The following is a 21,916-nucleotide window of genomic DNA, read 5'->3' as shown; positions in this document are numbered from 1 at the left end:
AAAGGAAGAGGAGCGCGAAGCTGAGCCCGGTGGTGCTGTCTCCGCCTCTCGCGATGCCGGACGAGTTCAGGTCGTCATCGCGTGGGGGACCGTGCCCGGCAGGGGCCAGGTCGGGCCGGACGGGTCGTCGAACCACACGTGTTGGCCGCCGTCGGGCTCGACGCGCAGGCCGAAGCGTTCGGGGCCGGGGCGGCCCTGCGCGATCCAGCGGGCGTGGGTGTGTTCGATGTCGGCCCACACGTCGCGTTCGCCGTGCACGGTGACCGGGAACGGGCCCTGGTCCTCGCCTCGGGAGTGGTCGACGTCGGCCCAGTTCGCGCCGGTGGCGTCGATCACCCGCAGGGTGCAGCACCACTCGCCCGGCTGGGGATCGTCGGCGTGGGCAGTGAGGAAGCGGTATCCGGGCAGGGTGGCGCCTACGACGAACGCGGCCTCGGGCTCCTCGGGTTGCACCACCCACGGCGCCAGGTCCGACACACGCTCGCGGGTGGGGGCGCCGTGGTCCACGGGCGGCGGGTCGTCGTCGTACCCGGCCGCGGCGGCGCGCAGCGGCATGAACGAGCCCAGGGCGGCGAACGGGAAACGCGCCCACGTCGACGCCCGGCCGATGGAACACGAGCCCAGCGGGTACATCGCCGACCGAAGTAGCATCGGCCGCCAGTGATCTCAACGAGGGGAGCATCGCGTGCGGGCGATCGTGGGCGTGACTGTATCGGCCGTCATCCTGTTGGCGGCATGCAACGACACCGACTCCCCGAATAAACAGGCCACGGCCCCACCTTCGACATCGTCCCCGACGGCGACGACCGCACAGACCGTCGTCGCTCCGGAACCGGCCACATCCGCGCCGCCGGCGCCGACCGGCTCCAAAGCACCGAGCCCGTCGGCGACGTCCGGCACGCAGCCGGCACTGCAGGCCGCATCCACCGAGGCCGCGATCCAGCGCTACGAGCAGTTCCTGCACGCCGTGGGCCGCGAGGACCTCACCACGGTCTGCGACATCGCCGGCCCGGCGGCGAAGAAGGCCCAGGACGACGGCTTCGGCCCCTGCACCAGCACGATGCCCATCACGTTCGGAATGTTCTCCGCCACACAGAAGAAGGCCATGCAAACCGCCACGGTCGACCCGAGCCGCGTCTCGACACCCCGACCCGACAAGGTGAAGGTCCCCGCCACGGCGGTCCGCGCGAGCGTCCCCTTCTCCGAAAGCGACCTCGGCGACCAGACCCTCCAGTACATCGACAACGCGTGGTACATCGTCGACCAGAGTTAGACCTGTTCGCCCGGCCACGACGAAGGCGGAGCTGTACGGGCGGCTCCGCGAAAGCGTCGACGACGCGAAGTCCAGCTGCTTCTGTTCGACCTCTACTACGCCATCGTCGGGGCCACGACGGTGAACTTCCCCGCGCTGCTGCCCGGAGTCTGGCTGCACTGGGCCCCCAAGACCGTCCACCATCGCGGCTTTCACAGCGTCCAGGTGTACGCGCGCCCGTCGGGAGCGGCGAGGCACACGTGCTGACCGGTGGGCCCCGCCTCGAGGGTGAACCACTCGCGGCGGGGCCGATTCAGATCCAGCCACAGGCGATGCGCCCGCTCGATCGGTGCCCACAGATCCCGCCCACCGATCCACGCCACCTCCACTCCACGATCGGTCTCGGCGACCGTGGTGGCGCAGCCGTCGGCGGCGCGCAGGGTGGTGACGTGGCGGCCGTCGATGTGAGCGAATCTGCGGGTGGTGGTGGGGTCGAGGTGGAGCTGGGCGAAGAAGGAGAACGTCCAATCGTCCAGGACCCTGGGGGTCAGCGTCGAGCTTCGGGTCTCGCCCGCGGCGTGTGCGTCGTCCCGGCCCGCTTCGTGGGTGTCGGTGTCGGGCAGGAGCGGCATGAAGGCTGCGGGAGTGTGCATCAGGCGGCCCGCGGCGGTGCCGTCGGGGAGTTTCTTCAGCCAGGCGATCGACCCGCCGGCCAGAGTGCCCTTGAGCGGGACCACCAACACCGCGCCCGGCGCGCACTGTTCCATCCACGCCTTCGGGACGCGCGGGACCGAGGCGGTCGCGATCAGCCGATCGTACGGCGCGTTCACGGCCCAGCCGGTCGTGCCGTCCGCCAGGACGACGTCGGGGGTGAACCCCGCGGTCTTGAGGCGGTCGCGGGCGGTGTCGACCAGGTGCGGGGTGTGGTCGACGGTGGTGACGTTTTCCGCCCCGACCAGCCGGGCCAGCAGGGCGGTGTTGTAGCCGCTGCCGGTACCGATCTCCAGCGTCCGCGCGCCGGGGACGGGGTCGAGGGCATCGAGCATGTCGGCCATCAGATCCGGCGCCGTCGACGACGACGTCGGCACCCCCGACACGCCCTCGGGCGGGGCGTGTTCCGCGTGCACGCCGTCGACCTCGGTAATCAGCGACTCCCCCGAATACACCGCCTCCCACCACGCCCCGCCGTCGCCGATCTCGTCCGGATCATCGACGCGCCACGGGACGAAGCGGTCGCCGCCCGCGCGCCGGTAGAACACCGGGGTGAACACATGCCGGGGCACGTTGAGGAACGCCTCGGCGATCCGCGACGACAGCACCACGTCACCGGCGGCGATCCGCTCCACCAGGCGCACCCGCGCGGCGATCAGGGCCTGCTCGTCGTCGAGGACCTTCACGTGGCTCCTTCGAGGTAGTCGGCGATCGCCGCGGTGATCGGCAGCCCGGTGGCCTGTTCCACGAAGCCGTATTGTCCCGACGGATTCAACTCCAGCATCACCCACTCGCCGGCCGGGGTGATCACGAAATCGAACGCGCCGTACGGCAGACCGAGCGTGTCGAGCATCGCCAGGACGCCCCGGGTCACGTCCGGAGGCGGGTCGCACACCTTGTAGGTCAAGCTGTCGTAGTCGCGCCGCCAATCGACCCGGGCCGCGGCGGAGCCGGCGTGGATCTCGGCCGCGAACACCCGACCCGCCACCACCGTCAGCCGACACTCGTACGCCTTGGGGACCGCGGCCTGGAACAGGTGCGCGGTGGTGGCGATCGCCGGATCGTCCAACACGGCGGGGTCGACGACGCTCGCGTACACCGCCACCGACTCCCCGTCCACGGCACCCCGGACCGGACCGAACGGCTTGTACACCACCGAGCCCGCCACCTCGGCCGCGAACGCCCGCGCGGCCGCCGGGTCGTTGGTGATCAACGTGCGCGGGACCGTCAGGCCGCACTCGGCGGCCACCCGCAGTTGCAGGGGCTTGTACTCGGCGTCCGCCGCCCGACCCGGAGGAGGCAACCAACGGCAGGGCAGCGCGGCCAGAATCCCACCGAAACCGAGGCGGGCCTCGCGTTCCGCGATCCGTCGCGCAGGCGCGGACATGCCGGCGGGGAAACGCGGCCGGGTCGGGCGGCGGTAGTAGACCGACCGCACCGCGGCGAGATCGAGCTCGCGCCGGGCGTTGCGCAACGACCCCGTCCACGTCGCGCCGTCGAACGACGCGGCCAAGGACAGCTCGACCGGGAACTCGGCCAGATCGGCACGGAAGAGCGGCACCGCACGCCGGTTCAACTCCTCCACCACCAGGTCCGCGGTCGGATCGAAACGGCCCGACAGGACCAGGACATGGCCATCGCGACGCAGCGGCGGGAGCGGGGGCGGGGAGGGTCGCGTGGGTGCGGGTGTGTTGCGCGGTTCAATCGTCACTGGTGCCGGGGTCGTCGGGGGCGTCCATCTGGCCCGACGGTTGGGTGGGGCCGTAGGTCTTGGGTGGGTTCTTCGTCATGTAGATACCGGGTGGGAGGTCCTCGTACACGCCGGTCTGCGTCTCCTCGTCGTAGCCGACGTCGGCGGGGAGGATACCGCCGGTACCGGTGACCGGGACCAGGAACCGGAACGCGAACGGCACCGGACCTTCGCGGTCGGACAGGTCCGGCAACGGCTCCACCCCTGAGGGGTTCACCGGCAAGCGCAGCTCCGGCGCGTCCAACGCCAGGCCCAAGGTCGACCGTTCACGTGCTTCGCGTGCCTCGGTATCGGCCACGGCCGTCCCCTCTCCGCACGGTGATAACGGTTCGAGCATGCACACCCACACACCGCCACCACAAGAGGGACGGGACCGGGGCTGCTTGAAGCGGCCCGACAACGTGAGGGGCGGTTCGTGTAAGACGAGCCTTGGGACAAGGGGTCGGGCACATGGCTGGTCGTCTCAGTTGCCGCCATCGCGCTTGGTCGGTGCGTCCGGGGTCGCGGCTTCCGGCACGAGGCGATCTGTGTCCGACAGATCGAGCGCGGTGTACTCCGGAGACTGGGGGGTCATTGTCCGCCACGACGATCTGTAGGTCGTTGGTGGTCGTGGGCGGCGGTAAGGAGGGGTCGTGTTCCAGATCGACTCCTTCGTGGCCGACGTTGTTGCTGAGGCCATCGATGACCAGGATGTTGGGGAGCAGAATGCTGTTGTCGCCGAGCGCAACGAGTTGGTGCGCAAGGATGTGCGGCCACGTCGACGAGGGCTTCCGCTCCCTGGGAGCCGAGGTCTGCGAAGGGGCGGCGCCGAACTGACCGGCGTCGCCTACCGCCACAAACCCACCACCCCGAACGCCCTCACCGGCCCTGGCGACTGGAAGCCGTCACCAAGATCACTCCCATCGGGCACCTGAACAAACGAACACCCGGCCGACCTCGAAGCATGGATCATCTGTCCTGAGCCGCGTCACAAGGATCGGAGACACCATGGGAGACAGGTGGCAACTCCTGCTGGGCGAGCGCCAGATCAGGGACGGGAAGAACAAGACACGGGCCAAGCTCATGACGGTCTTCCGCGAGGAGGACAAATACATGAATGTCGACTGGGTCCGCCAAATCGACGAATGGAACGCCCACGCTGCCAGCGAGGACGGAATAGCAACATGGGATGACATCGAAGGCATCGAGGGTCCCGACACCGGCGATATCTTCGGTTACCGAACGACGGTCCAGACGGCCATCATCCGCCTCACGCTGATGGGCTTCGACCCGGAACGATGCCGCCGGCAACTGATCGACGACCTCGACGAGCGGACCGATGATGGGGTCCTGGTCCTGACGGGCCACCCCCAGGGGCCACTAAGCCGTCCTCGGAACGAATACAAAATCGCCGTCGAGGAAGTCATCGACACCGGGATAGAGGCCTACCTCAAAGGAACCGGACTGCCTTACTGGGACTCGCGTTGGAGCGAGGAGCCACACCCGTTGCTGACCGAGCTGGAAGAGCTTTGCACTCACGAGGTGAACTGGTTCTTCGACCACTCCGACCCCCGACTGTTCCTCGGTCTGATCTTGCGATCTCAAGACCCCCAGGCCGTCCTGCAGATCGACCTGAGCGGCCTGTTGTCCGCCGGCTACCTCAACAGCACCGAAGCAGTCTCCACCGAGGCTCTCCAGCAGTTGCGCGACGAGACGGCGAGCAGCGGACCCATCATCGTGATTACCGAAGGGAAGTTCGACTCCCGAGTCCTCGGCCGGGCATTACGGATTGTCCGCCCCGACGTTGCCGGCTACTTCACCTTCTGGAACCTGGAGGAGACCAAGGCCGGCGGCGGGACGGACCGCGTGGTCATCAACCTCAGAAGCTTCGCGGCCGCGGGCGTCATGAATCGTGTCATTGCCCTTGTCGACAACGATGCCGCTGGGCTGGATGCGCTGAAGAAGCTCGCCAACCCCGTTCTTCCAAGGAACTACGTCGCTTGCAAGCTGCCTGATCTGGACTACGCACGCAGCTATCCGACCGAAGGCCCCTCCGGCTCTGGGTGCGACGACATCAACGGCCGAGCCTGCTCGGTCGAGTTCTACTTCGGCCTCGATTGCCTCCTCGGCGATGACGGGCAAGCGGTCCCGGTCGTTTGGACCTCGCTGAACAAATCCACGCGTACCTGGCAGGGAGAACTGCGGGACAAGACTTCCGTCCAGGCACGCATCGAAGGGCTGCTCGATGCCGTGGAAGCAGGACGGACCCCGCTGGACGAGCGATGGAACCCCTTCCGTGAGATCGCCGAGGTCCTGACCGAAGCCGCCACAGCCCCACACTCCTTTCTCCGCTGAAAGGGTCAGCGGTCGGCCCCGAACCATCGCCACAACATGGCCCGCATGTGGTCGAGCTGGGCAAGCCTGTTTCACTGCACGGCAGCCCGTCGGACCGGAGTGACCGGCTCACATCACGTTGTCGGCTACCTGTGGATGCGACCGTGACCAACAAGTACGGAATCCGCGCGCTGTGGGCCGCCCACGTCGGCCGACCGGGGCCTTCGGTCGGCGGGGGCGGAGCGTTGAACACCGCCGATGTCGGAGGCGGCTGCCACACTGCGCCATGCCCGTCACGCTCACCTGCGCGCGCTGTAGCCGGATTTTCTCGGCCCCGCCATCGGCCCGTCGCACGTACTGCTCGACCGCCTGTTTCCGCATCAGTCAGACGGATGCCACGGACTGGATCAGCCGGGAATGCGAACAGTGCGGCTTCGCCTTCCGGCTCCGGGGCAAGGAAGCGGCCAAGCGTCCGGCGCGGTTTTGCTCGGCCACCTGCGCCGTGGCCGCGAAGCGGCAACCTCCGCGCCAATGCGTCCAGTGCGGAGGCGACTTCGTCCCCAAGAACCCCGGGGCCGCCTCGGATGACTCCGCGGTCGGTCGGTATTGCTCGAGGCGGTGTTCAGGTCTGGCGCGCCGCAACCGGACGAGTCGAGCCTGCCGCCACTGCCGCACCGGGTTCGAGATCAAAACCTCCCGAGCGGACACCGGCCGAGGACGGTATTGCTCGAAGGATTGCTACACCGCGGCGTTCACCGTCGCTCGGGTGTGCCAAAGGTGCGGTACGGCCTTCCGGGCGCCTTTGAGCGTCGTCGAACGCGGGTGGGGCACCTACTGCTCGCAAAAGTGCGTCGCAAGGCAAGTACGGCGCACGTGCGCGCAGTGCGGTGCTGCGTTCACCGCCAAGCTGTCGGTGGTCGACGGCGGTGGCGCCCGGTACTGCAGCAACGCCTGCCGTCACCTGGGGCGTCGCAACCGCGTCGAGCGGTCATGCACCGAATGCGGCCGGGTATTCAGCGTGCCCGCGTCCACCGCCGCCCGAGGCCGGCGCACCTGCTCGCGCTCCTGTTGGGCCCGCGGACTCGCCGAGGACCCGCATATGCGCGCCGTCCTCGCCGCCGCGCGCCACGCGATGCTCACCACACGCGCCGAGACCCGGCCGGAGCGGATCCTGTACGCGCTCCTCGACCGACTCGTCCCCGAACTCGCCCCGGAGGCCACCTGGGCCCGGCAATTGCGGTTGCTGGACCGGTGGACGGTCGACGCCGCCATCCCCGACCTGCGGCTGGTCCTCCAGGCCGACGGCGACTACTGGCACGGACTCCACGAGAGGGACCACCGAGACCCCCGCGTCGCCGCGAACATGGCCAACGACGCCTACCAGGACCGCAAACTCACCGAAGCAGGCTGGCAGGTGCTGCGCTTTTGGGAGACCGACCTGATCCGGCGCCCGTCCGACTGCGCGGCCCGCCTCACCCGGGCCATCGACACCCGCCGGCACCAACTCGCCGACACACCGCCGCCGCGTCACCGCCTCCGGCGCCGCATCGTGGCGGGGCAACGTGTCTACGAACGGCGAATCCTTGGAGCCGGGTCCCGCCGCGCCCCGGTTCCCGAGCTGCACGGCACCGGGTATCCGGGCGCCAAGCCGACCTCCGACGGAGTCATTCAAGCTTGAGCCCCTCGTCCGAGAGTGTCCGAGGCGCGGGACACCGAAAGTACCCCGCCGGCCCGATGGCCAGCCGGACCTACCCCTACTCACCGACGGTATTCTCGACCTCGCGCCGCCGGGTACTGCTCAGTTCACTCAATCGCGTCGGTCAGCTCGGTATCCGCCGCCCTTCCGGGACTTCGATCCCCGGTCGGGCCGGCTCCACTTTGCCCGGCCCTGCCGGGCGGAGACGAACACACGTTGCCGCGCCACCGTGGACAGCGCGAGTCCCCGAAGGCTCAGCCGGCACTCCCCCGGCTTCGGTGCCCGTACCGACTGAGGTCCGCGGAACGCCGGCCCGGGGGTTGGAGGTCGGCGTAGGGGTGGCGGCGGGCGCCGGTGCCGTGGACCAGGACGCGCCAGCGTTGGGCGGGGGTGGGGTGTGGGGCGGGGGTGCCGAGGAGGTCGAGGGCGGCGTGGGGTCCGTGGTCGCGGCGGGCGGCGGCGATCTCGTCGAGGTCCCAGGCCATGGCGGCGACGATCGTGCGTCGGCGGCCGCGGACCTGGACCTTGCCGCGGATCAGCAGCAGGCCGGAGTGGAAGACGGTGTGGGTGCAGGCGGGGTGGGAGTCCTCGAAGAAGGCGATGTCGACGAGTCCGGAGCCGTCGTCGAGGGTGACGAAGATGATGCGTTTGCCGGAGGCGATGGGTGGGGTCTGGGTGGAGGCGCGGACGCCGGCGACCAGGACGGTGCGGCCTGGGGGTGTGTCGGCGAGGTGGCGGGCGTCGACGGCGCCGATCTCGCGCAGGAGTCGGTGGTGGTGCTCCATGAGGTGGCGGGTGACGTCGATGCCCAGGATGCGCAGCTCGGCGCCGACGGCCTCGCGGGTGGTCATCTCGGGGAGTCCGCTGGGGTGGGTGGCGTCGAGGAGGCTGTCGGCCAGGGGGAGTTGGCCGTCGCCGACCTTGCGGGTGCGGCGGTGGAGCTCGGGGAGTTGCAGGAGCAGGTCGCGGCGGGTGAGACGGCCGTCGTGGACGTGGTCGAGTGCGCCGATGCGGGCGAGGTGTTCGGCGGTGGGCAGGGTGGGGCGGGCGCGTTGCCACAGGTCCGTCAGGGAGGTGTAGGGGCGGCCGGCGGCGATGCGGGCGCATTCCTCGTCGGTGATGCCGCGCACCGCCGACAGCGCCAGGCGCACACCCCACGTTCCGTCGCCGGCTCGTTCGAGGGTGTGGTGGGGGTGGGAGTGGTTGACGTCGACGGGCAGGATCGGCACGCCGTGGCGGCGGGCGTCGGCGACGATCACCCGGCGCGGCCACATCCCCGGGTCGTGCTCGAGCAGGCCGGCGTACAACGCGGCGGGATGATGCGCCTTCAACCAGGCGGACTGCAGCGCGGGGACCGCGAACGCCACCGCGTGCGCCCGGCAGAGGCCGTAGGCGCCGAAGTTCTCGACCACCCGCCACACCTCACCGCGCACCTCCGGGGCGTAGCCGCGGGCGGTGGCGTGTTCGTGGAACCAGGCGCGGACCTGCGGCATGCGTTCGCGGTCGGACAGGGCGCGGCGGGCGACGTCGGCCAGGGCCAGGTCGCAGCCGGTCATGGTGGCCAGGAGGCCCATGATCTGTTTGTGCCAGATCGTGACGCCGTAGGTGTCGGCGAGGACGGGTTCGAGGTCGGGGTGGGGGTAGGTGGGCGCGGCGCCGTGGCGGGCGCGGATGTAGCGCTCGGGCATGCCGCTGGCAACCGGCCCGGGGCGGAACAGCGAGATGTCCGCGATGACGTCCTGCACACCCCGCGGCTGCAGACGGCCCAGCAGGTCCTGCTGGCCGGGGCTTTCGAGTTGGAACATGCCGATGGTGTCGGAGGATTGGATGAGCCTGAACGCGAAGAAGTCGTCGAGCGGCACCCGGGCGGGGTCGTCGAGGTCGATGTGTTGGCCGGTGGCGTGTTCGATTTCGGCCACCGCGTGTGCCATCGCCGACTGCATCCGCACTCCGAGCACGTCCAGCTTGATGAGTCCCAGGGCTTCGACCTCCTCCTTCGCGGCCTGGACCATCGGATAGTCCCCGCCCGGGGTGGGCTGCACCGGCAGGCGATCGAGGAGGGTGGCGTCGGTGATGACCACCCCGCACGGGTGCATCGCCATCCCGCGCGGCAACGCGTCCAATCGCTCGACGAGGGCGAACAGGGGCCCGTACCGGGCCGCTTCCGCCGCGAGGGGCCGTAGTTCGGGCAGTTCCGCCAGCGCAGCGGTGATGCCCCGGGCGCGGATGTGCGGGAAGGATTTCGCGATGCGGTCGATGTCGCCCGGCGCCAGGCCTAAGGCCTGTCTGATAATGATCTTGTGGTGTCTCGGGGTGGGTTGACGGATGCGGCGTGGGTTCGGATCGAGCCGTTGTTGCCGGTGGTGGACGGTCGTGGCGTGATCATCGGCAGGTGATCGACGGGGTGTTGTGGCGGTTGCGGACCGGTGCTCCGTGGCGGGACGTTCCGGCGCGGTACGGGCCCTGGCAGACGGTGTACGAGCGGTTCGTGCGGTGGGAGGCGGACGGGACGTGGGCCGCGCTGCTCGAACACGTGCGGGTGCGGGACGATGCGGTCGGTCGGGTCGACTGGTCGGTGTCGGTGGACTCCACGGTCGTCCGTGCGCATCAACACGCGTCCGGGGCGCGGAAAAAGGGGTTGCGGACGGGGACGAACCGGGCGGCGTGGAGCGTGCGGCGCCGGGCCCGACGCCTGCGGCTCGCGAGGGTCTCGGCCGCTCGCGGGGCGGGTTGACCACCAAGCTGCATCTCGCCGTGGACGGGCGGGGGTTGCCGTTGTCGATCGTGGTCACCCCGGGGCAGGCGGGGGACGCGCCGGCGTTGGACGCGGTGCTCGCCGGGATCCGCGTGCCGCGGCTCGGTCCGGGCCGGCCGCGGGTGCGGCCGATCCGGTTGATCGCGGATCGGGCGTACTCCTCGCGGGCCATCCGTGCCCGGTTGCGGGCGGCGGGGGTGCGGGTGGTGATCCCGGAACGGGCGGATCAGCGGGCGAATCGTCGCCGTCGGGGTCGCGCGGGCGGGCGTCCACCCGCGTTCGACCGGCAGGCCTATCGCGAACGCAACGTCGTGGAGCGGTGTTTCGCCCGCCTGAAGCAGTTCCGCGCGGTCGCGACGCGCTTCGACAAGCTCGCCGCCCGCTACACGGCGGGCGTCGTCCTGGCCTCACTGATCCTGTGGCTCCGCGAACCACAATCGTGATCGTTTTGTCAGACAGGCCCTACGCCGAACACTCGCAGGACCGCCTCGACGGCGACGGGCTCTCCGTCTTCCTCTTCGACGCCACGGCGACCTTTCACCAGGGAGCCCGCGGTGCGGCCCTCGGCTACGCGAACCTCAACAAGCCCGTCAGTGCGGGCGTTCCCGGTGCCTGCGTCGGCGTGGGCATCGACGAGAAGGGGCAGTTCTCCAACACCGAACTCGTCGGTACCAGTTCCACCTCGCACCCCACCATGCCGAACTCGTTGGTGCTGCGCGGTCCGGCCGTACGGACGAACCCCACGGGCAAGTACGCCTATAGGGATGCCACCAAGGTGACGGCCGGCATCGCCGCCGGGCGGAAGACACCGGCCCGCGTCCGCGTCGACTTCACCCTCACGAGCCCGAAAGCGCCGGGATCCGGGAAAGTCACGGTTCGGCACAACCCGCAGGACCCCAAACCCAAGTGGATCGACGACACATTCACCGGGCTTCCTTCTCACGTCAGGCTCGGGTTCTCGGCCACCACCAACGAGCGCGGATCCACCTATGCCAGCCGGAACGTGTGCGTCGGGCTGCCTCCACTGACGGTGGACTCCCAACAGACCGGCGCCGGCGCGAAGTCCTACAAGGTCACGCTGACCGCCGCGGAGGACTGCCCCCTGCGAGAATGGCTGCTGCGTTTCACCGTCCCGCCGAACCTCACCGTCGTCGACGACGTCGTGTACGAAGTCGGCAGTGCTCCCCCCGCCACCGCCGAAATCGTCAGGGACGGCACCCTGGGCAGCGCGGAGATCCGCTTCACCCGCGTATCGGCTCCCGTCCCGCCCAAGACGAAGGTCGAATTCACCCTGACCCTCGGAGGCACGGGCACCCCTCCGGCCAAACTGGACAACCTCACCGCTCGGCAGATCGACTGGCCCCCTCGCGCTTCCACCCCCGGCCCCGGGCAACCGCCAGGCTCGAGGAACCATGGACCGACACCCCGCCACGACGTTGGACGCATCGTCAAAACCGGCGAGCCCTAATAGGACTTCGTTAGAAGCCGTTGTCTTATCGAGAGTGCGGTGTGTGTTTTCGCTGGTCAGGCATGAAGTGGGGTGCTGTGCGGGAGGGATGACGCATCGTTGTCGTCTCGTTCGTGAGGGTGCTCGTGCCGTCGGTGATGGGGTTGTCGGAGGAGCGGGAGACTGCTGCCCGGGTTCGGGTGGAGGAACTGCGGGCGGAGGTGGAACGGGTCGCGGCCTCGTTGCGGGAGGCCGAGGCGGTGCTGGAACGGCGTGTTGTCGCTGTCGCGGAACTCGCCGAGGCGCTGGGCGGGCCGGATGTGGGTGTGCCGGCGGGCGGCGAGGAGCCGGAGGCAGTCGCGGTCAAGGCTGCGGTGGCGGGTTCGGTGGTGCCGCATCGGCGTGACGGGTTGACCGGCGAGGTGCTCGCGCCGGATTACCGGCGGATCCTGGGACTGGTGGAACAGGCGGACGCGGCGGGCTTGCGGGTGCGGGACGTTGCGCGGGGGTTGGGTTTGGACCTGGTGCCGGGGAAGGTGGAGGGGGTGCGGTCGAAGGCCAAGCGGCTGGTGGCGCGGGGGTGGCCGGCCGAGCCGGTGCCGGGGGTGTTCACGCTGCCGCCGGCCGCGCGGGGCGTGGGTGTGCCGCGGCTCGACGGGCCAGGCGCCGGGTCATGAGGTGGGCCATCGACCAGTGGACGACCGCTTCGCTGCTGAGCGGGAGGGTTTCGTAGTCGCGGGCCAGGCGGCGTGAGCGCATCAGCCAACCGGATCGACCACCCACCGGCGCGGCAGCACCTGGAAGCCGCGGGCGCCGTCGGGACGTCGGACCACGGTCAGGGCGATGCCGCAGTGTGCGGCGGCCCAGTCGATCAGAGGGCCGGTGTAGGAGCCGTCCGCCCAGACCAGGACGATCCGCCGGTATCGAGAGGCGAGTTCGCGCAGAGGACGTGGGCGGCGGCGCGGTCGGTAACGTCCGCGCCGGTGACCAACACGGTCAGCAGCAACCCGAGTGCATCGACAACGATGTGCCGTTTGCGGCCGTTGACGAGTTTGCCGCCGTCGAAGCCCCGACCGTCGGCGGGGACCGAGGAAGCCGCCTTGACCGACTGCGCGTCGACGATCGCCGCGGTCGGCTCCGCGTCGCGGCCTTCTGCCTCACGGCAGCGTGCCCGCAACCGGTCGTGCAACTCGCGCACCAGCCCGCGATCACGCCAGCGGGCGAAGGAAGAACGCGTAAACCCGGTCCCAGGGCGGGAAGTCCGCGGGCATCGCCCGCCACTTGATCCCGTTGTCGACCAGATATCGCACCGCGTCGATCATCTGCCGGTGGCAGTACGCCTCAAGCTGCCCGCCCCGGCCTTCCAGCCATGCCGGCACAGGCAGCGATGCCCGGACCACCGCCCACTCCGCATCCGTCATGTCCGAGGGATACGCGCACACCCGGTCCGCCTGCCCGGCCGCGTTTCCGTACACGTGCGCGAGGCAGTCACACCCAAGGCTGAACCGATTGGACTCGCCCACCGCGACCGCGTACAACCGTGGCAACAGGGCCTCCTGGACCTCTTGATGGCGTCGACAACCACCAAGATTCCAAGAGGCCCTGCTCTTATGCGTGCACGGCTTCGACTTCACCCCATCGGGAAGCCAAGTCCTATAACCCGACGCCAAGTTCGGTACAACTACGGCCTCTAAGGCGTTGGAGGTCGCTCCTCTGGTGAGGGCTGCTCAAGGGCACGACGATCTGATCACCCGAGCGCGCGAAGCCGACGCGCTGCACTGGCAGCAACATCGCCGCCCTATCTCGGCGGAGTCGCTCCGCAAAGAGCTCAAGGTCGGCGCGACGCGATCGCGGGAGCTGGTGACGCAACTCCGCGGCGCGGTGGATTGGCCCGGATACCGCACATGAGCTGGTCGCTGCCTGTCTGCTGTGTCCGAGCCGACGCATACGCGGGTTTTCCGCGTACAGACTGCGCCTTGTCGCTATGGTTGGCGCAGGCAAGGAGCTTGGGACTGTACCTGAGCCACCGCCGAACCCTTCAAGGCACGGAGCGTCGGAACGCGCCCTCGCCACCGCCTTCTCCCATTACTTCACGCTGCCGGTGGGCCCTCTACGGTTGCTGCGACGATGCCGGTCAGCGTGTACGACCGCCGCGGCGGCGGCTTCGAGCACTATCCCCGCACGCACCTGGCAGCCCTCACCGGCCCGGACGCCCGCGCCGACCTCCTCGCGGGGGCGCACAGCCTCTGGTACGAGCTTGCCAAGCTGCTCCTCCACCAGGCCCTTTCCGACCTCGACGACGCACTTGCCGCGGTCCCGCCCCCTGTGCGCACCGCAGTCGATGCCGAACTGGCCACCGAGGAAAGCGAACTCAGCGCCGCTTTGGCGCAATTCTCGGAAGCCATCGAGCCTCCGGACTCGGAGAGCCCACGCGTATGGGACTTCGATTCACCCGTGGTGGCCCTGGAAGAGGGCCGGGACGAACTTGGCGGTGACGCCCGTGAAGGGCTGGACCGGCTCGAGCGGCAGCTCCTGCCAGGGCATCTCGATCAGTCCGTCGCAGACCTCCGCTTGCTCGCCGAGGCCTACACGCTGTACCGGGGTGAAGCGGGAATGCTGGAGACGGAAAACCTCGTCATCTTCAACGAACCCTACGACTCGGACGGGTACTTCATCACCGTCGGAACGCCGCAGCGCGAAAACGGGGACGGAGCCTGGCGGGTCGAAGTCAGCCATTGGGTACCCGACGACCCCGACGACGAGGACTGCAGCAGCGCCACAAGCGATCGACTCCTCGTGTGCGCCCTCCCAACTCCGCCCACTGCTGCCGAAATCGCGGATCTGCTGCACCGCGGCGAGGCACAAGCGGATCAACTGGCAGCCTGGGCGCGGACGCCTGTCGGCGAGACCCTCGCCGGAACCGGCTTCGTGGTCACGGAGCGAGACGACGGGTGACGAGCCCCGGCCCACCGTGTCCCCCCGTCCGGCATCCGTTCACGCGCCGCTAAGCGACGTATTGAATGCGCTCAACCGTCCGTGAATGTGAACCACAGCTGCCGGGGCCTCCTCCCTGGAGGCAGAGGTGTCATAGATGGACGCGGTGGAGACGGCGGCATCGAGCACCCGGCGGGACATTCGGACGTCACCGAACATGTGTCCGCCCTGGGGAAAGTGACCGACGGCCGCGATCCGGACCGGATGTCAGCCTTCGCGCGCGAAGGCTGACATGACAACTGACGACCTGGCCCGCGGTCATGCGTGGACCGGGACGGGCGCTGGCTTCACCCGTGCGATGGTCGTGAGGTACAGCAGCAACCCGGCGGTGGTGAGGACGAAGCCGGCCCAGACGGTGGACAGGGTGCCCCAGCCGGCACCGAGGGCGACGGCGCCGCCGATCGCGCCGAGGCAGTTGGCCAGGTTGAGGGCGGCCAGGTTGAGCGTGCCCATCAAGGTCGGGGCGTCCGGTGCGAGGCTTGTCAACCGGACCTGAATGGTCGGGATGGCGAACATCATGGTCGCGCCGACGCCGAACAGGCAGGGCAGCAGGATCATCAGGTTGCTGCCTGCCAGACCGATCAGCACGAGGAACGCCAGCGCACCGCCGTACCCCCAGATCAGGCCGCGGCTCTCGTGCCGGTCGGCGACGCGTCCGCCGACATGGTTGCCGACCGCCATGCCGACGCCGAAGACGGCGAGCGCGATCGGGATGAGCGACTCGTCCCGCAGCGCCGCGTCGGTGACGAACGGGCCGATGAAGGTGTAGACGGCGAAGATGCTGGAGATGCCGAGCGCCGCGACGGCGACCATCAGCCAGACGTCGCGCCGCCGGATGGCGCCCAGTTCGCGTGCGAGGGAGCTGCCGCGCAGGTCCTCGGTGCGCGGCAGCCAGGCCATCAAGGCGGCTCCGGCGAGCAGGCCGGCGGCGACCACCGTCCCGTACATGGCGCGCCAGCCGGCGTGCTGGCCGATGAAGGTGCCGAGCGGCGATCCGGCGATGGTGGCCAGGGTGAGTCCGCCCATCACCGTGGCGAACGCCTTGCCGCCCTTGCCCGGTCCGTACACGTACGCGGCGACGACGGCCCCCGCGCCGAAGAACGCCCCCTGGACGCTGCCCGCGACGAACCTGAAGACGACGAACAGGACGATGTTCGGCGCCAGGGCGGAGAGCCCGTTGCCGACCAGGAACAGCCCGATCAGTCCGAGCAGCAGCGTGCGCCGGTTGACCCGGGCGGCGAGCAGGGTGATCGCCGGAGAGCCGATCATCACCCCGAACGCGTATGCGGTGATCGCATAGGTCGCGGCCGGGACGGACACCCCCAGATCGGACGCGAACAGCTGGATGATGCCGTTGCTGCCGAACTCGCCGGCGCCGATCGCGAAGGTGCCCAACGCCAGGGCGAACAACGTGAGTTTCGGATTGGTGCTGTGCGACTTGGCCAGGGTGTGCCGGTGCTCCTCGGCGGAGCACTGGCCTTCGTACGCGTGCTGATGCATCGTTTCGCCTCGTCAGGTCAAGCGCCTCGTCGGCTTGGTGGGGTCAGCGCGCGGCACGCTTGATGAGAGCGGCCGTCGCGGCGGGCTGCGCGATCATCGCGACATGCGAGGTGTCGGCCTCGAAGGTGCGCGCGCCGGCCCGGCTCGCCATGAACCGCTGGGCCTCGGGGGGCAGCACCTTGTCGTTGCGGCCCACGAGGTACCAGGACGGAATGGTCTTCCACGCCGGTGCCCCGGACGGCTCCCCGAGAGTGCGCACATCGGCCGGCCGCTGGCCGGCCCACATCAGATCCGTCGTCGCCCTCGGCAGGTCCCCGGCGAACACGTCGTGGAAGAACTCCTTCTTGATGTATCCGTCGACGAGGCCCGCTCCGTAGGGGCGGAAGTCCAGCGCCGCCTCGCTGAGCCTGCTTCCCGGGTACTTCGTCTGCAGCCCCAGCAGCGTCTCGCCCTGGTCGGGTACGAACGCGGCCACGTAGACGAGCGCCTTCACGTTCGGGTTGCCGGTCGCGGCGTTTGTCGCGACGATCCCGCCGTAGGAGTGCGCGACCACGACGAGCGGGCCGCTCAGGGTCGCGAGGATGGCGGCCAGATAGGCGGAGTCGGAGGCCACGCTGCGCAGCGGGTTGGGCGGCGCGATGACCGGATAGCCGTCGCGGAGGAGCCGCGAGGCGACTCCGTTCCAACCGGAGGCGTCGGCGAACGCGCCGTGCACGAGCACCACGGTGGGCTTTGGGCCGCTGCTGCTTTCGGTGTGTGCGTGCGCGGCGGGCGCGTCGAGTGTGGCACCTATTACGACCGCGGCGGATCCGGCCAGAAGTCCCCGGCGAGTTGTCGTCACGATATCTGCCCTTCGGCATCCGGTGTTCTCGGTGTTGATCGCGGATCAGCCTAGAAACGGCCACTTGACGAGGACTGAACAACAATCCCTGCCTATGCCAAGCGCCGCTTCAGAATGGGTTCCGTTGTTGTCAAGAACGCCCGACTAGCCTGCGGACACAAAGCCGGGAAAGCCCGCAGACGGCTGATACGGCAACCCGAACGACTTCCGAGAAGGAGAGGACTCCGCCGTGAACGCGACGCGACCGTTCCGCAGGATTGTGACCGGCCATGACCCGTCCGGCCGTGCACAGATCACGCAGGATGCACCGCCGTCCCGCGTGGTCCAGATCGGCGGGCCCGGCGGCCCGACCTTCCACGAGGTGTGGAGCACGCGGGAGACGCCGGCCGCCATCGACCGGCAGTCGGACGAGCCGGCGGAGGACGGCCTGGTGCTCGGACCTCCCAAGCACGGCACGCGCATCAGGGTGATCGATTTCCCGCCGGAGGACGACCGTATCCGAACCCTGACGCCTGCCGAGGCGGCCGAGAAGTTCGGGGAGATGGGCGGCGCCGACTCCGCCAATTCCGCCGCGGGCGCCCCGCATCCGTTGATGCACCGCACGCAGACAATCGACTACGGAATCGTCATCGAAGGCGAACTCACCATGATCCTCGACGACAGCGAAACGACCGTCCGTGCCGGCGACATCGTGATTCAGCGCGGCACCAATCACGCGTGGGCGAACCGCTCGGAGGCGAACTGCCGAGTGGCCTTCGTCCTGATCGACGGCCAGTACACCGACGGACTGTGACAGGGAGACGCATACGCATGCGCATTCACCCCATTCCGCCCGACAAGCTGGACCCGCAACTCCGCGAGGTGCACGACGGTATTGCCGGGTTGGTCACCGAGGAACAGGGCCGCGTCGTGATCCTCGACGACGACGGCGCGCTGGTCGGACCGTTCGCGGCGATGCTGCACTTCCCCACGTTCGGGGTCCCCGCGCTGCTCCTCCAACGGGCGGTCGCGGCCGAAGCGCGTCTCGATCCCGTCGTCCGCGAGGTGGCGATCCTCACCGTCGGCAGTGCCTACGGAGCGCGCTATCTGCTGTACGCACACGAGCAGACGGCGGATGAAGTCGGCCTCGGTGCCGCCCAGATCGCGACGTTGGCCGCCGGCGGGCGTCCCTCCGGGCTGAGCGACGCGCAGGCGATCGCCCACGACGTCGCGCGGGCGTTGACCTCGGGACACACCGTGCCGGATTCGACGTACGCCCGAGCCACCGAGCTGCTGGGCGAGGAAGGCGTCGGCGAGCTCGTGTTCCTCATCGGCAGCTACTGCCTCATCGCGATGGTGCTGAACTGCTTCGACGTGCCCGTCCCCGGCCAGGACCGCTGAACCGCGCGGCCGGGTCCGCGCTCATCCGTTGCCTCCGAGTTCGGAGAGGAGTCGTTCGGCACGGCGGGCGGACAGGTGGGCCTCGCGCTCGACGGACAGTGCGTGCGCCCGCTCGGCAACGGCCCGGCAGGCGGCGACCGGCTCGCCGCGTGCCTGCATCACCTGCGCCCGGAGCACGAGCACCAGGCCCTCGGCATAGCGCTGGCCGTACGTGTCGAGGGCCGACTGCGCCCGGTCGAGCGCCGCGAGGGCCTCGTCCAGTTTTCCTGCCACCAGCCACATTTCACCGAGGAACCCGTACCAGACGGCCAGATCCGAGCGCGGCGGGTCGGAGAGCGACGCGACGATCAGGTCCTGTGCCTCCGCAGCGGCGCCGGCCGGGTCCTCGCCGGTAACCGCACGCGCCCAACAGCGGGCCAGCCGCTGGTAGCTGCCCAGGAAGCCGAACGAGGACGCGGGGTCGGCGGCGGCCCCGTGCTCGGCGGCACGCAACGCCCGCGCCGGGTCGCCGATCAACGCGGCGACCCGTGCGGAGTAGGTCGCCCACACGGTGATCACGTAGGGGTCGTCCTCCGCGGCGGCCTCCATCGTGTCGAGCAGGGCCAGCGCCGCGTCGGGGTCACCGTGCAGCGCGGTCATCATCGCGAGCATCCCGACCCCGATCAGCCGCAGATCGCGCCCGAGCGGGTCCTCCTCCTGATCGGCCAGGTCGCCCGCAACGGTCCCATTGGCCCGGCTCACATAGCGGAACGCCTCGCCGACGTTGCCGACACACCACTGCTGGATGCCCCAGGCGTACCAGCCGTACGCGCGCACGACCAGGTCGTCGGATACCTCGCCCTGCTCCAGCAGCCGGCTCGCCAGTCGGCCGGCGCGGTCCAGTCGTATGCCTTGGGCGTACGAGGCCCAGCGGGAGTAGAGGAAGGCGGTGGCTTCCCGTTCCCGGCCGAGTCCGCGGGAGAGGTGTTCGGCCCGCTCCAGCAGGTCGATCGCGGAACCCACGAATCCCGCCCGCATGCCCTCCACTGCGGTGAGCAGTGAGAGGGCTGCCAGTTCCAGCTCCGCCAGACCCGCTGTCCGCGCCACCTGCGCGGCCGCGTGAAGGTGTCGCGAGGCTGCGTCGAGAGCCAGTTTGGCCGCCGCGCAGCGGCCGGCACGGACGAGCTTGGCTGCGGTTCGGGCCGGATCCGCGAACGGGCCGGCCGACCAAAGGTGGTGGGCGAGGCGCTCGGCCACCAGCTCGGCCTCCGCGACCCGGTGCTCCAGGGCGTCGGCGACCATCAGGTGCAGCCGGGCCGCGCGCGGCGGCGGTATGTCGTCGGCCACGGATTCGCGGACCAGGTCGTGCGGAAAGCCGAACGAGTACGGGTCCCCGGGCGACGGTCCGAGCAGGCCGAGGGCTTCGCACGACTGAAGGCCGTTCAGGCACGTCTCGTAATCCAGTCCGGCGGCGCGGGCCAGGAGGGCGAGGTCGACGGTACGGCCGATCAGCGCGGCGATCTGCAGCAGGTTTCCGGCATCGTCCCCCAGTGCGGCCATCCGGTCGCGGACGACGTCCCGGACGGTGGCCGGCACCGCGGTCCGGGCCGCGGTGGCCTCATTGAGGACGTCGCCGTCGGCGAGGTACCGGCACAGCTCGCGGACGAAGAAGGGGTTGCCGGCGGTGCGGGTGTGGATGAGACCGGCGGCGCCGGGACCCGGGTCCCGGCCGGTCTCGCGACGGACGAGTTCGGCCACCTCGGCCGGGACGAGTGGGGCGAGCGGGATCCTGCGGTGCCGGGGCAGCCGGCTCGCCGCGGCGAGCAGCCGCCCCACGACCGTGCTCGGTGCGGGCGCACGGTCGCGGAGCGCCGCCATCACGACGGTGCCGTCCGGCAGCCGGGCCATCAGGTGACCGAGGAGGTCCAGCGAGGCGGCGTCGGCCCACTGAAGGTCGTCGACCACGAGCACCACTGCTCGCCGTGCCGACACCTGGCGGACGAGCGCGACGGCCTGCTCGAAGAAGCGGAACTGGACGCCGCTGTCCGGCAGCACCGACGTCGTGGGACCGCCGTCGTGCGGTGTCAGAAGGCGACCGAGTTCGCCCGCGAGCCAGTCCTTCCGAGCTGCGGACGGCACTTCGTCCAGGAGCCGGCCGACGACCTGCACCCACGGCCACATGGACGGCGTGCCGTCCCCCGGCAGGCAATGGCCCCAGACGACGAGCGCGCCCCGGCGGTTCGCCTCGGTACCGGCTTCCTCGAGCAGGCGGGTCTTGCCCACCCCGGGTTCCCCCTCGACGACCACGAGCGCCGTCGAGCCGGCGAGTGCCGATTCCACCGCCTGCCGCACCACGGCCAGTTCTTCGGTGCGGCCGACCAGATCGTCGGCGGTCGACGCTCCGGCCGCGGGTATCGCTTGCCGTTCGTGCGGCGGGTACTCGGCCGGCTCCCGTTCCAGCACGCGCAGGTGGGCGGCCACCAGCACCGGGCTGGGATCGATGCCCAGTTCCTCGGCCAGTCGGGCGCGGACCGTCCGGAACACCGAGAGCGCTTCCGCGGGGCGGCCGGCGGCGGCCAGGGCATCGATGAGACTCGCCTGCACCATCTCGTGCAACGGCGCCATGCGGGCAGCCATCTGCAGGGACGGGAGCACGCGTTCGGGCTGGCCGAGCGCCACCGCCAGATCGGCGGCCGCCATGCAGGCGTGGCGGAACTCGTCGTCCAGCCCTGCGAAGATCGCCATCGCGGTCGAACCGTAGGCGACTCCGTCGCCTGCCGAGCCGTGCCAGAGCCCGACGGCCGCCAAGTACCCGTCGAGCGCGGCTTCGTGCCGCTGCTCCTCGACGCCCCGGTCGGCCGCGTCGACGAGTTCCCGGAACCCGACGACGTCCAGTGTGCCGGCGTCGGCCACGAACAGGTAGCTGCTGCCTCGGCGTTGCAGGTACGAGCCGGCTTCGCGCGCGGGCAGCGCCGGCTCCAGCAGCCGCCGCAGCGCGCCGACGTACTTCTGGACGATGTTGATCGCCGAGGCCGGGACGTCCTCGGCCCAGATGAGGTCTACCAGCTCGCTCATGCTGACCGGCTCGCCCGAACGGGCGAGGAGGACGGCGAGCACACACGCTTGCTGCGGAGGCCCGGCGTCCAGTTCCACGCCGTCCTGCCACACCCGCAGCGGACCGAGGACCTGCAGCCGCAAAGCGGCACCGGAGAAAGCCAATTCCCTTTCCCACTCCCAGTCCCGGGCCGCTCTCGCCGCCATCCGCTGTCCATGGTGACTCAGATCCGGCGGCGGGGAA

At 69.9% G+C, this 21,916-nt stretch carries 16 protein-coding genes and 3 pseudogenes; 10 read left to right on the top strand and 9 right to left on the bottom strand.

The window, feature by feature from the left end; genetic code table 11:
* Window positions 1–66: 66 nt before the first annotated feature.
* Window positions 67–651 carry a hypothetical protein gene (locus tag ACFRCG_RS33660; protein ID WP_380038513.1) on the bottom strand — a complete coding sequence of 195 codons (585 nt, stop codon included), beginning with the start codon at window positions 649–651 and terminating at the stop codon, window positions 67–69.
* Between the two features lie 34 nt (window positions 652–685).
* On the opposite strand from ACFRCG_RS33660, the gene ACFRCG_RS33655 reads away from it, so the two are divergent.
* Window positions 686–1,273, top strand: a complete 588-nt coding sequence (locus tag ACFRCG_RS33655; RefSeq protein ID WP_380038511.1) for a hypothetical protein — start codon at window positions 686–688, stop codon at window positions 1,271–1,273.
* Between the two features lie 191 nt (window positions 1,274–1,464).
* Here ACFRCG_RS33655 and ACFRCG_RS33650 read toward each other — a convergent pair whose 3' ends face one another.
* From ACFRCG_RS33650 to ACFRCG_RS33640, 3 genes are read right to left on the bottom strand one after another with little or no spacing between them, the layout of a single operon-like run.
* Window positions 1,465–2,649, bottom strand: a complete 1,185-nt coding sequence (locus ACFRCG_RS33650) for a methyltransferase domain-containing protein (protein ID WP_380038509.1) — start codon at window positions 2,647–2,649, stop codon at window positions 1,465–1,467.
* Complete coding sequence (gene tgmB, locus ACFRCG_RS33645) at window positions 2,646–3,674, bottom strand: ATP-grasp ribosomal peptide maturase (RefSeq protein WP_380038507.1); 1,029 nt, start codon at window positions 3,672–3,674, stop codon at window positions 2,646–2,648. Before tgmB ends, ACFRCG_RS33650 begins: the two co-directional genes overlap by 4 nt.
* Window positions 3,664–4,011: a hypothetical protein gene (locus ACFRCG_RS33640; protein ID WP_380038505.1), complete on the bottom strand. Its 348-nt coding sequence runs from the start codon at window positions 4,009–4,011 to the stop codon at window positions 3,664–3,666. Before ACFRCG_RS33640 ends, tgmB begins: the two co-directional genes overlap by 11 nt.
* A gap of 334 nt (window positions 4,012–4,345) precedes the next feature.
* Between ACFRCG_RS33640 and ACFRCG_RS33635 the strand changes: the two genes are divergently transcribed.
* The 3 genes from ACFRCG_RS33635 to ACFRCG_RS33625 all read left to right on the top strand — a co-directional run bounded on the left by ACFRCG_RS33635 (window position 4,346) and on the right by ACFRCG_RS33625 (window position 7,704).
* Window positions 4,346–4,627: a hypothetical protein gene (locus ACFRCG_RS33635; protein ID WP_380038503.1), complete on the top strand. Its 282-nt coding sequence runs from the start codon at window positions 4,346–4,348 to the stop codon at window positions 4,625–4,627.
* Window positions 4,628–4,700: 73 nt separating this feature from the next.
* Window positions 4,701–6,047: a hypothetical protein gene (locus tag ACFRCG_RS33630; protein ID WP_380038501.1), complete on the top strand. Its 1,347-nt coding sequence runs from the start codon at window positions 4,701–4,703 to the stop codon at window positions 6,045–6,047.
* Window positions 6,048–7,125: 1,078 nt separating this feature from the next.
* Window positions 7,126–7,704, top strand: a complete 579-nt coding sequence (locus ACFRCG_RS33625) for a DUF559 domain-containing protein (protein WP_380038499.1) — start codon at window positions 7,126–7,128, stop codon at window positions 7,702–7,704.
* 272 nt (window positions 7,705–7,976) lie between these two features.
* Here ACFRCG_RS33625 and ACFRCG_RS33620 read toward each other — a convergent pair.
* A pseudogene (locus ACFRCG_RS33620) lies at window positions 7,977–10,004 on the bottom strand (DNA polymerase III subunit alpha); the annotation flags it as partial.
* A 21-nt stretch (window positions 10,005–10,025) separates the two neighbouring features.
* Between ACFRCG_RS33620 and ACFRCG_RS33615 the strand changes: the two are divergent.
* From ACFRCG_RS33615 to ACFRCG_RS33605, 3 genes and pseudogenes are all read left to right on the top strand, one after another.
* Window positions 10,026–10,920, top strand: a pseudogene (locus ACFRCG_RS33615) (IS5 family transposase).
* 5 nt (window positions 10,921–10,925) lie between these two features.
* The gene (locus tag ACFRCG_RS33610; RefSeq protein WP_380038497.1) at window positions 10,926–11,945 is read left to right on the top strand and encodes a hypothetical protein; all 1,020 of its coding nucleotides are present in this window, start codon (window positions 10,926–10,928) and stop codon (window positions 11,943–11,945) included.
* 113 nt (window positions 11,946–12,058) lie between these two features.
* Window positions 12,059–12,601: a hypothetical protein gene (locus tag ACFRCG_RS33605; protein ID WP_380038495.1), complete on the top strand. Its 543-nt coding sequence runs from the start codon at window positions 12,059–12,061 to the stop codon at window positions 12,599–12,601.
* Here ACFRCG_RS33605 and ACFRCG_RS33600 read toward each other — a convergent pair.
* Window positions 12,534–13,345 (bottom strand): annotated as a pseudogene (locus tag ACFRCG_RS33600) (IS5 family transposase). The gene ACFRCG_RS33605 and the pseudogene ACFRCG_RS33600 sit on opposite strands and share 68 nt — an antisense overlap.
* 706 nt (window positions 13,346–14,051) lie before the next feature.
* On the opposite strand from ACFRCG_RS33600, the gene ACFRCG_RS33595 reads away from it, so the two are divergent.
* The gene (locus ACFRCG_RS33595) at window positions 14,052–14,879 is read left to right on the top strand and encodes a hypothetical protein (protein WP_380038492.1); all 828 of its coding nucleotides are present in this window, start codon (window positions 14,052–14,054) and stop codon (window positions 14,877–14,879) included.
* A gap of 297 nt (window positions 14,880–15,176) precedes the next feature.
* Here ACFRCG_RS33595 and ACFRCG_RS33590 read toward each other — a convergent pair whose 3' ends face one another.
* Together ACFRCG_RS33590 and ACFRCG_RS33585 are read right to left on the bottom strand one after the other, a co-directional pair.
* The gene (locus ACFRCG_RS33590; protein WP_380038490.1) at window positions 15,177–16,418 is read right to left on the bottom strand and encodes an MFS transporter; all 1,242 of its coding nucleotides are present in this window, start codon (window positions 16,416–16,418) and stop codon (window positions 15,177–15,179) included.
* Between the two features lie 43 nt (window positions 16,419–16,461).
* Window positions 16,462–17,259 carry an alpha/beta fold hydrolase gene (locus ACFRCG_RS33585; protein ID WP_380038487.1) on the bottom strand — a complete coding sequence of 266 codons (798 nt, stop codon included), beginning with the start codon at window positions 17,257–17,259 and terminating at the stop codon, window positions 16,462–16,464.
* Window positions 17,260–17,488: 229 nt separating this feature from the next.
* Between ACFRCG_RS33585 and ACFRCG_RS33580 the strand changes: the two genes are divergently transcribed.
* Window positions 17,489–18,052 carry a cupin domain-containing protein gene (locus ACFRCG_RS33580; RefSeq protein WP_380038484.1) on the top strand — a complete coding sequence of 188 codons (564 nt, stop codon included), beginning with the start codon at window positions 17,489–17,491 and terminating at the stop codon, window positions 18,050–18,052.
* A 17-nt stretch (window positions 18,053–18,069) separates the two neighbouring features.
* Window positions 18,070–18,639, top strand: coding sequence for a carboxymuconolactone decarboxylase family protein (locus ACFRCG_RS33575; RefSeq protein ID WP_380038482.1), 570 nt, complete (start codon window positions 18,070–18,072; stop codon window positions 18,637–18,639).
* A 21-nt stretch (window positions 18,640–18,660) separates the two neighbouring features.
* On the opposite strand, the gene ACFRCG_RS33570 is transcribed toward ACFRCG_RS33575, so the two are convergent.
* Entirely contained in the window at window positions 18,661–21,879 is a 3,219-nt protein-coding gene (locus ACFRCG_RS33570) for a BTAD domain-containing putative transcriptional regulator (RefSeq protein WP_380038480.1), read from the bottom strand.
* Window positions 21,880–21,916: the final 37 nt, after the last annotated feature.

The sequence above is a fragment of the Embleya sp. NPDC056575 genome (genome assembly GCF_042793325.1).
GTDB lineage: Bacteria > Actinomycetota > Actinomycetes > Streptomycetales > Streptomycetaceae > Embleya.
This window is presented reverse-complemented; position numbering and strand designations above follow the sequence as displayed.

Excerpts from the sequence above, each read along its gene's own strand:
- ACFRCG_RS33660 (WP_380038513.1), bottom strand. The coding sequence starts at position 651 with ATGCTACTTCGGTCGGCGATGTACCCGCTGGGCTCGTGTTCCATCGGC.
- ACFRCG_RS33630 (WP_380038501.1), top strand. The coding sequence starts at position 4,701 with ATGGGAGACAGGTGGCAACTCCTGCTGGGCGAGCGCCAGATCAGGGAC.
- ACFRCG_RS33625 (WP_380038499.1), top strand. The coding sequence starts at position 7,126 with ATGCGCGCCGTCCTCGCCGCCGCGCGCCACGCGATGCTCACCACACGC.
- ACFRCG_RS33595 (WP_380038492.1), top strand. The coding sequence starts at position 14,052 with ATGCCGGTCAGCGTGTACGACCGCCGCGGCGGCGGCTTCGAGCACTAT.
- ACFRCG_RS33590 (WP_380038490.1), bottom strand. The coding sequence starts at position 16,418 with ATGCATCAGCACGCGTACGAAGGCCAGTGCTCCGCCGAGGAGCACCGG.
- ACFRCG_RS33575 (WP_380038482.1), top strand. The coding sequence starts at position 18,070 with ATGCGCATTCACCCCATTCCGCCCGACAAGCTGGACCCGCAACTCCGC.
- ACFRCG_RS33570 (WP_380038480.1), bottom strand. The coding sequence starts at position 21,879 with ATGGCGGCGAGAGCGGCCCGGGACTGGGAGTGGGAAAGGGAATTGGCT.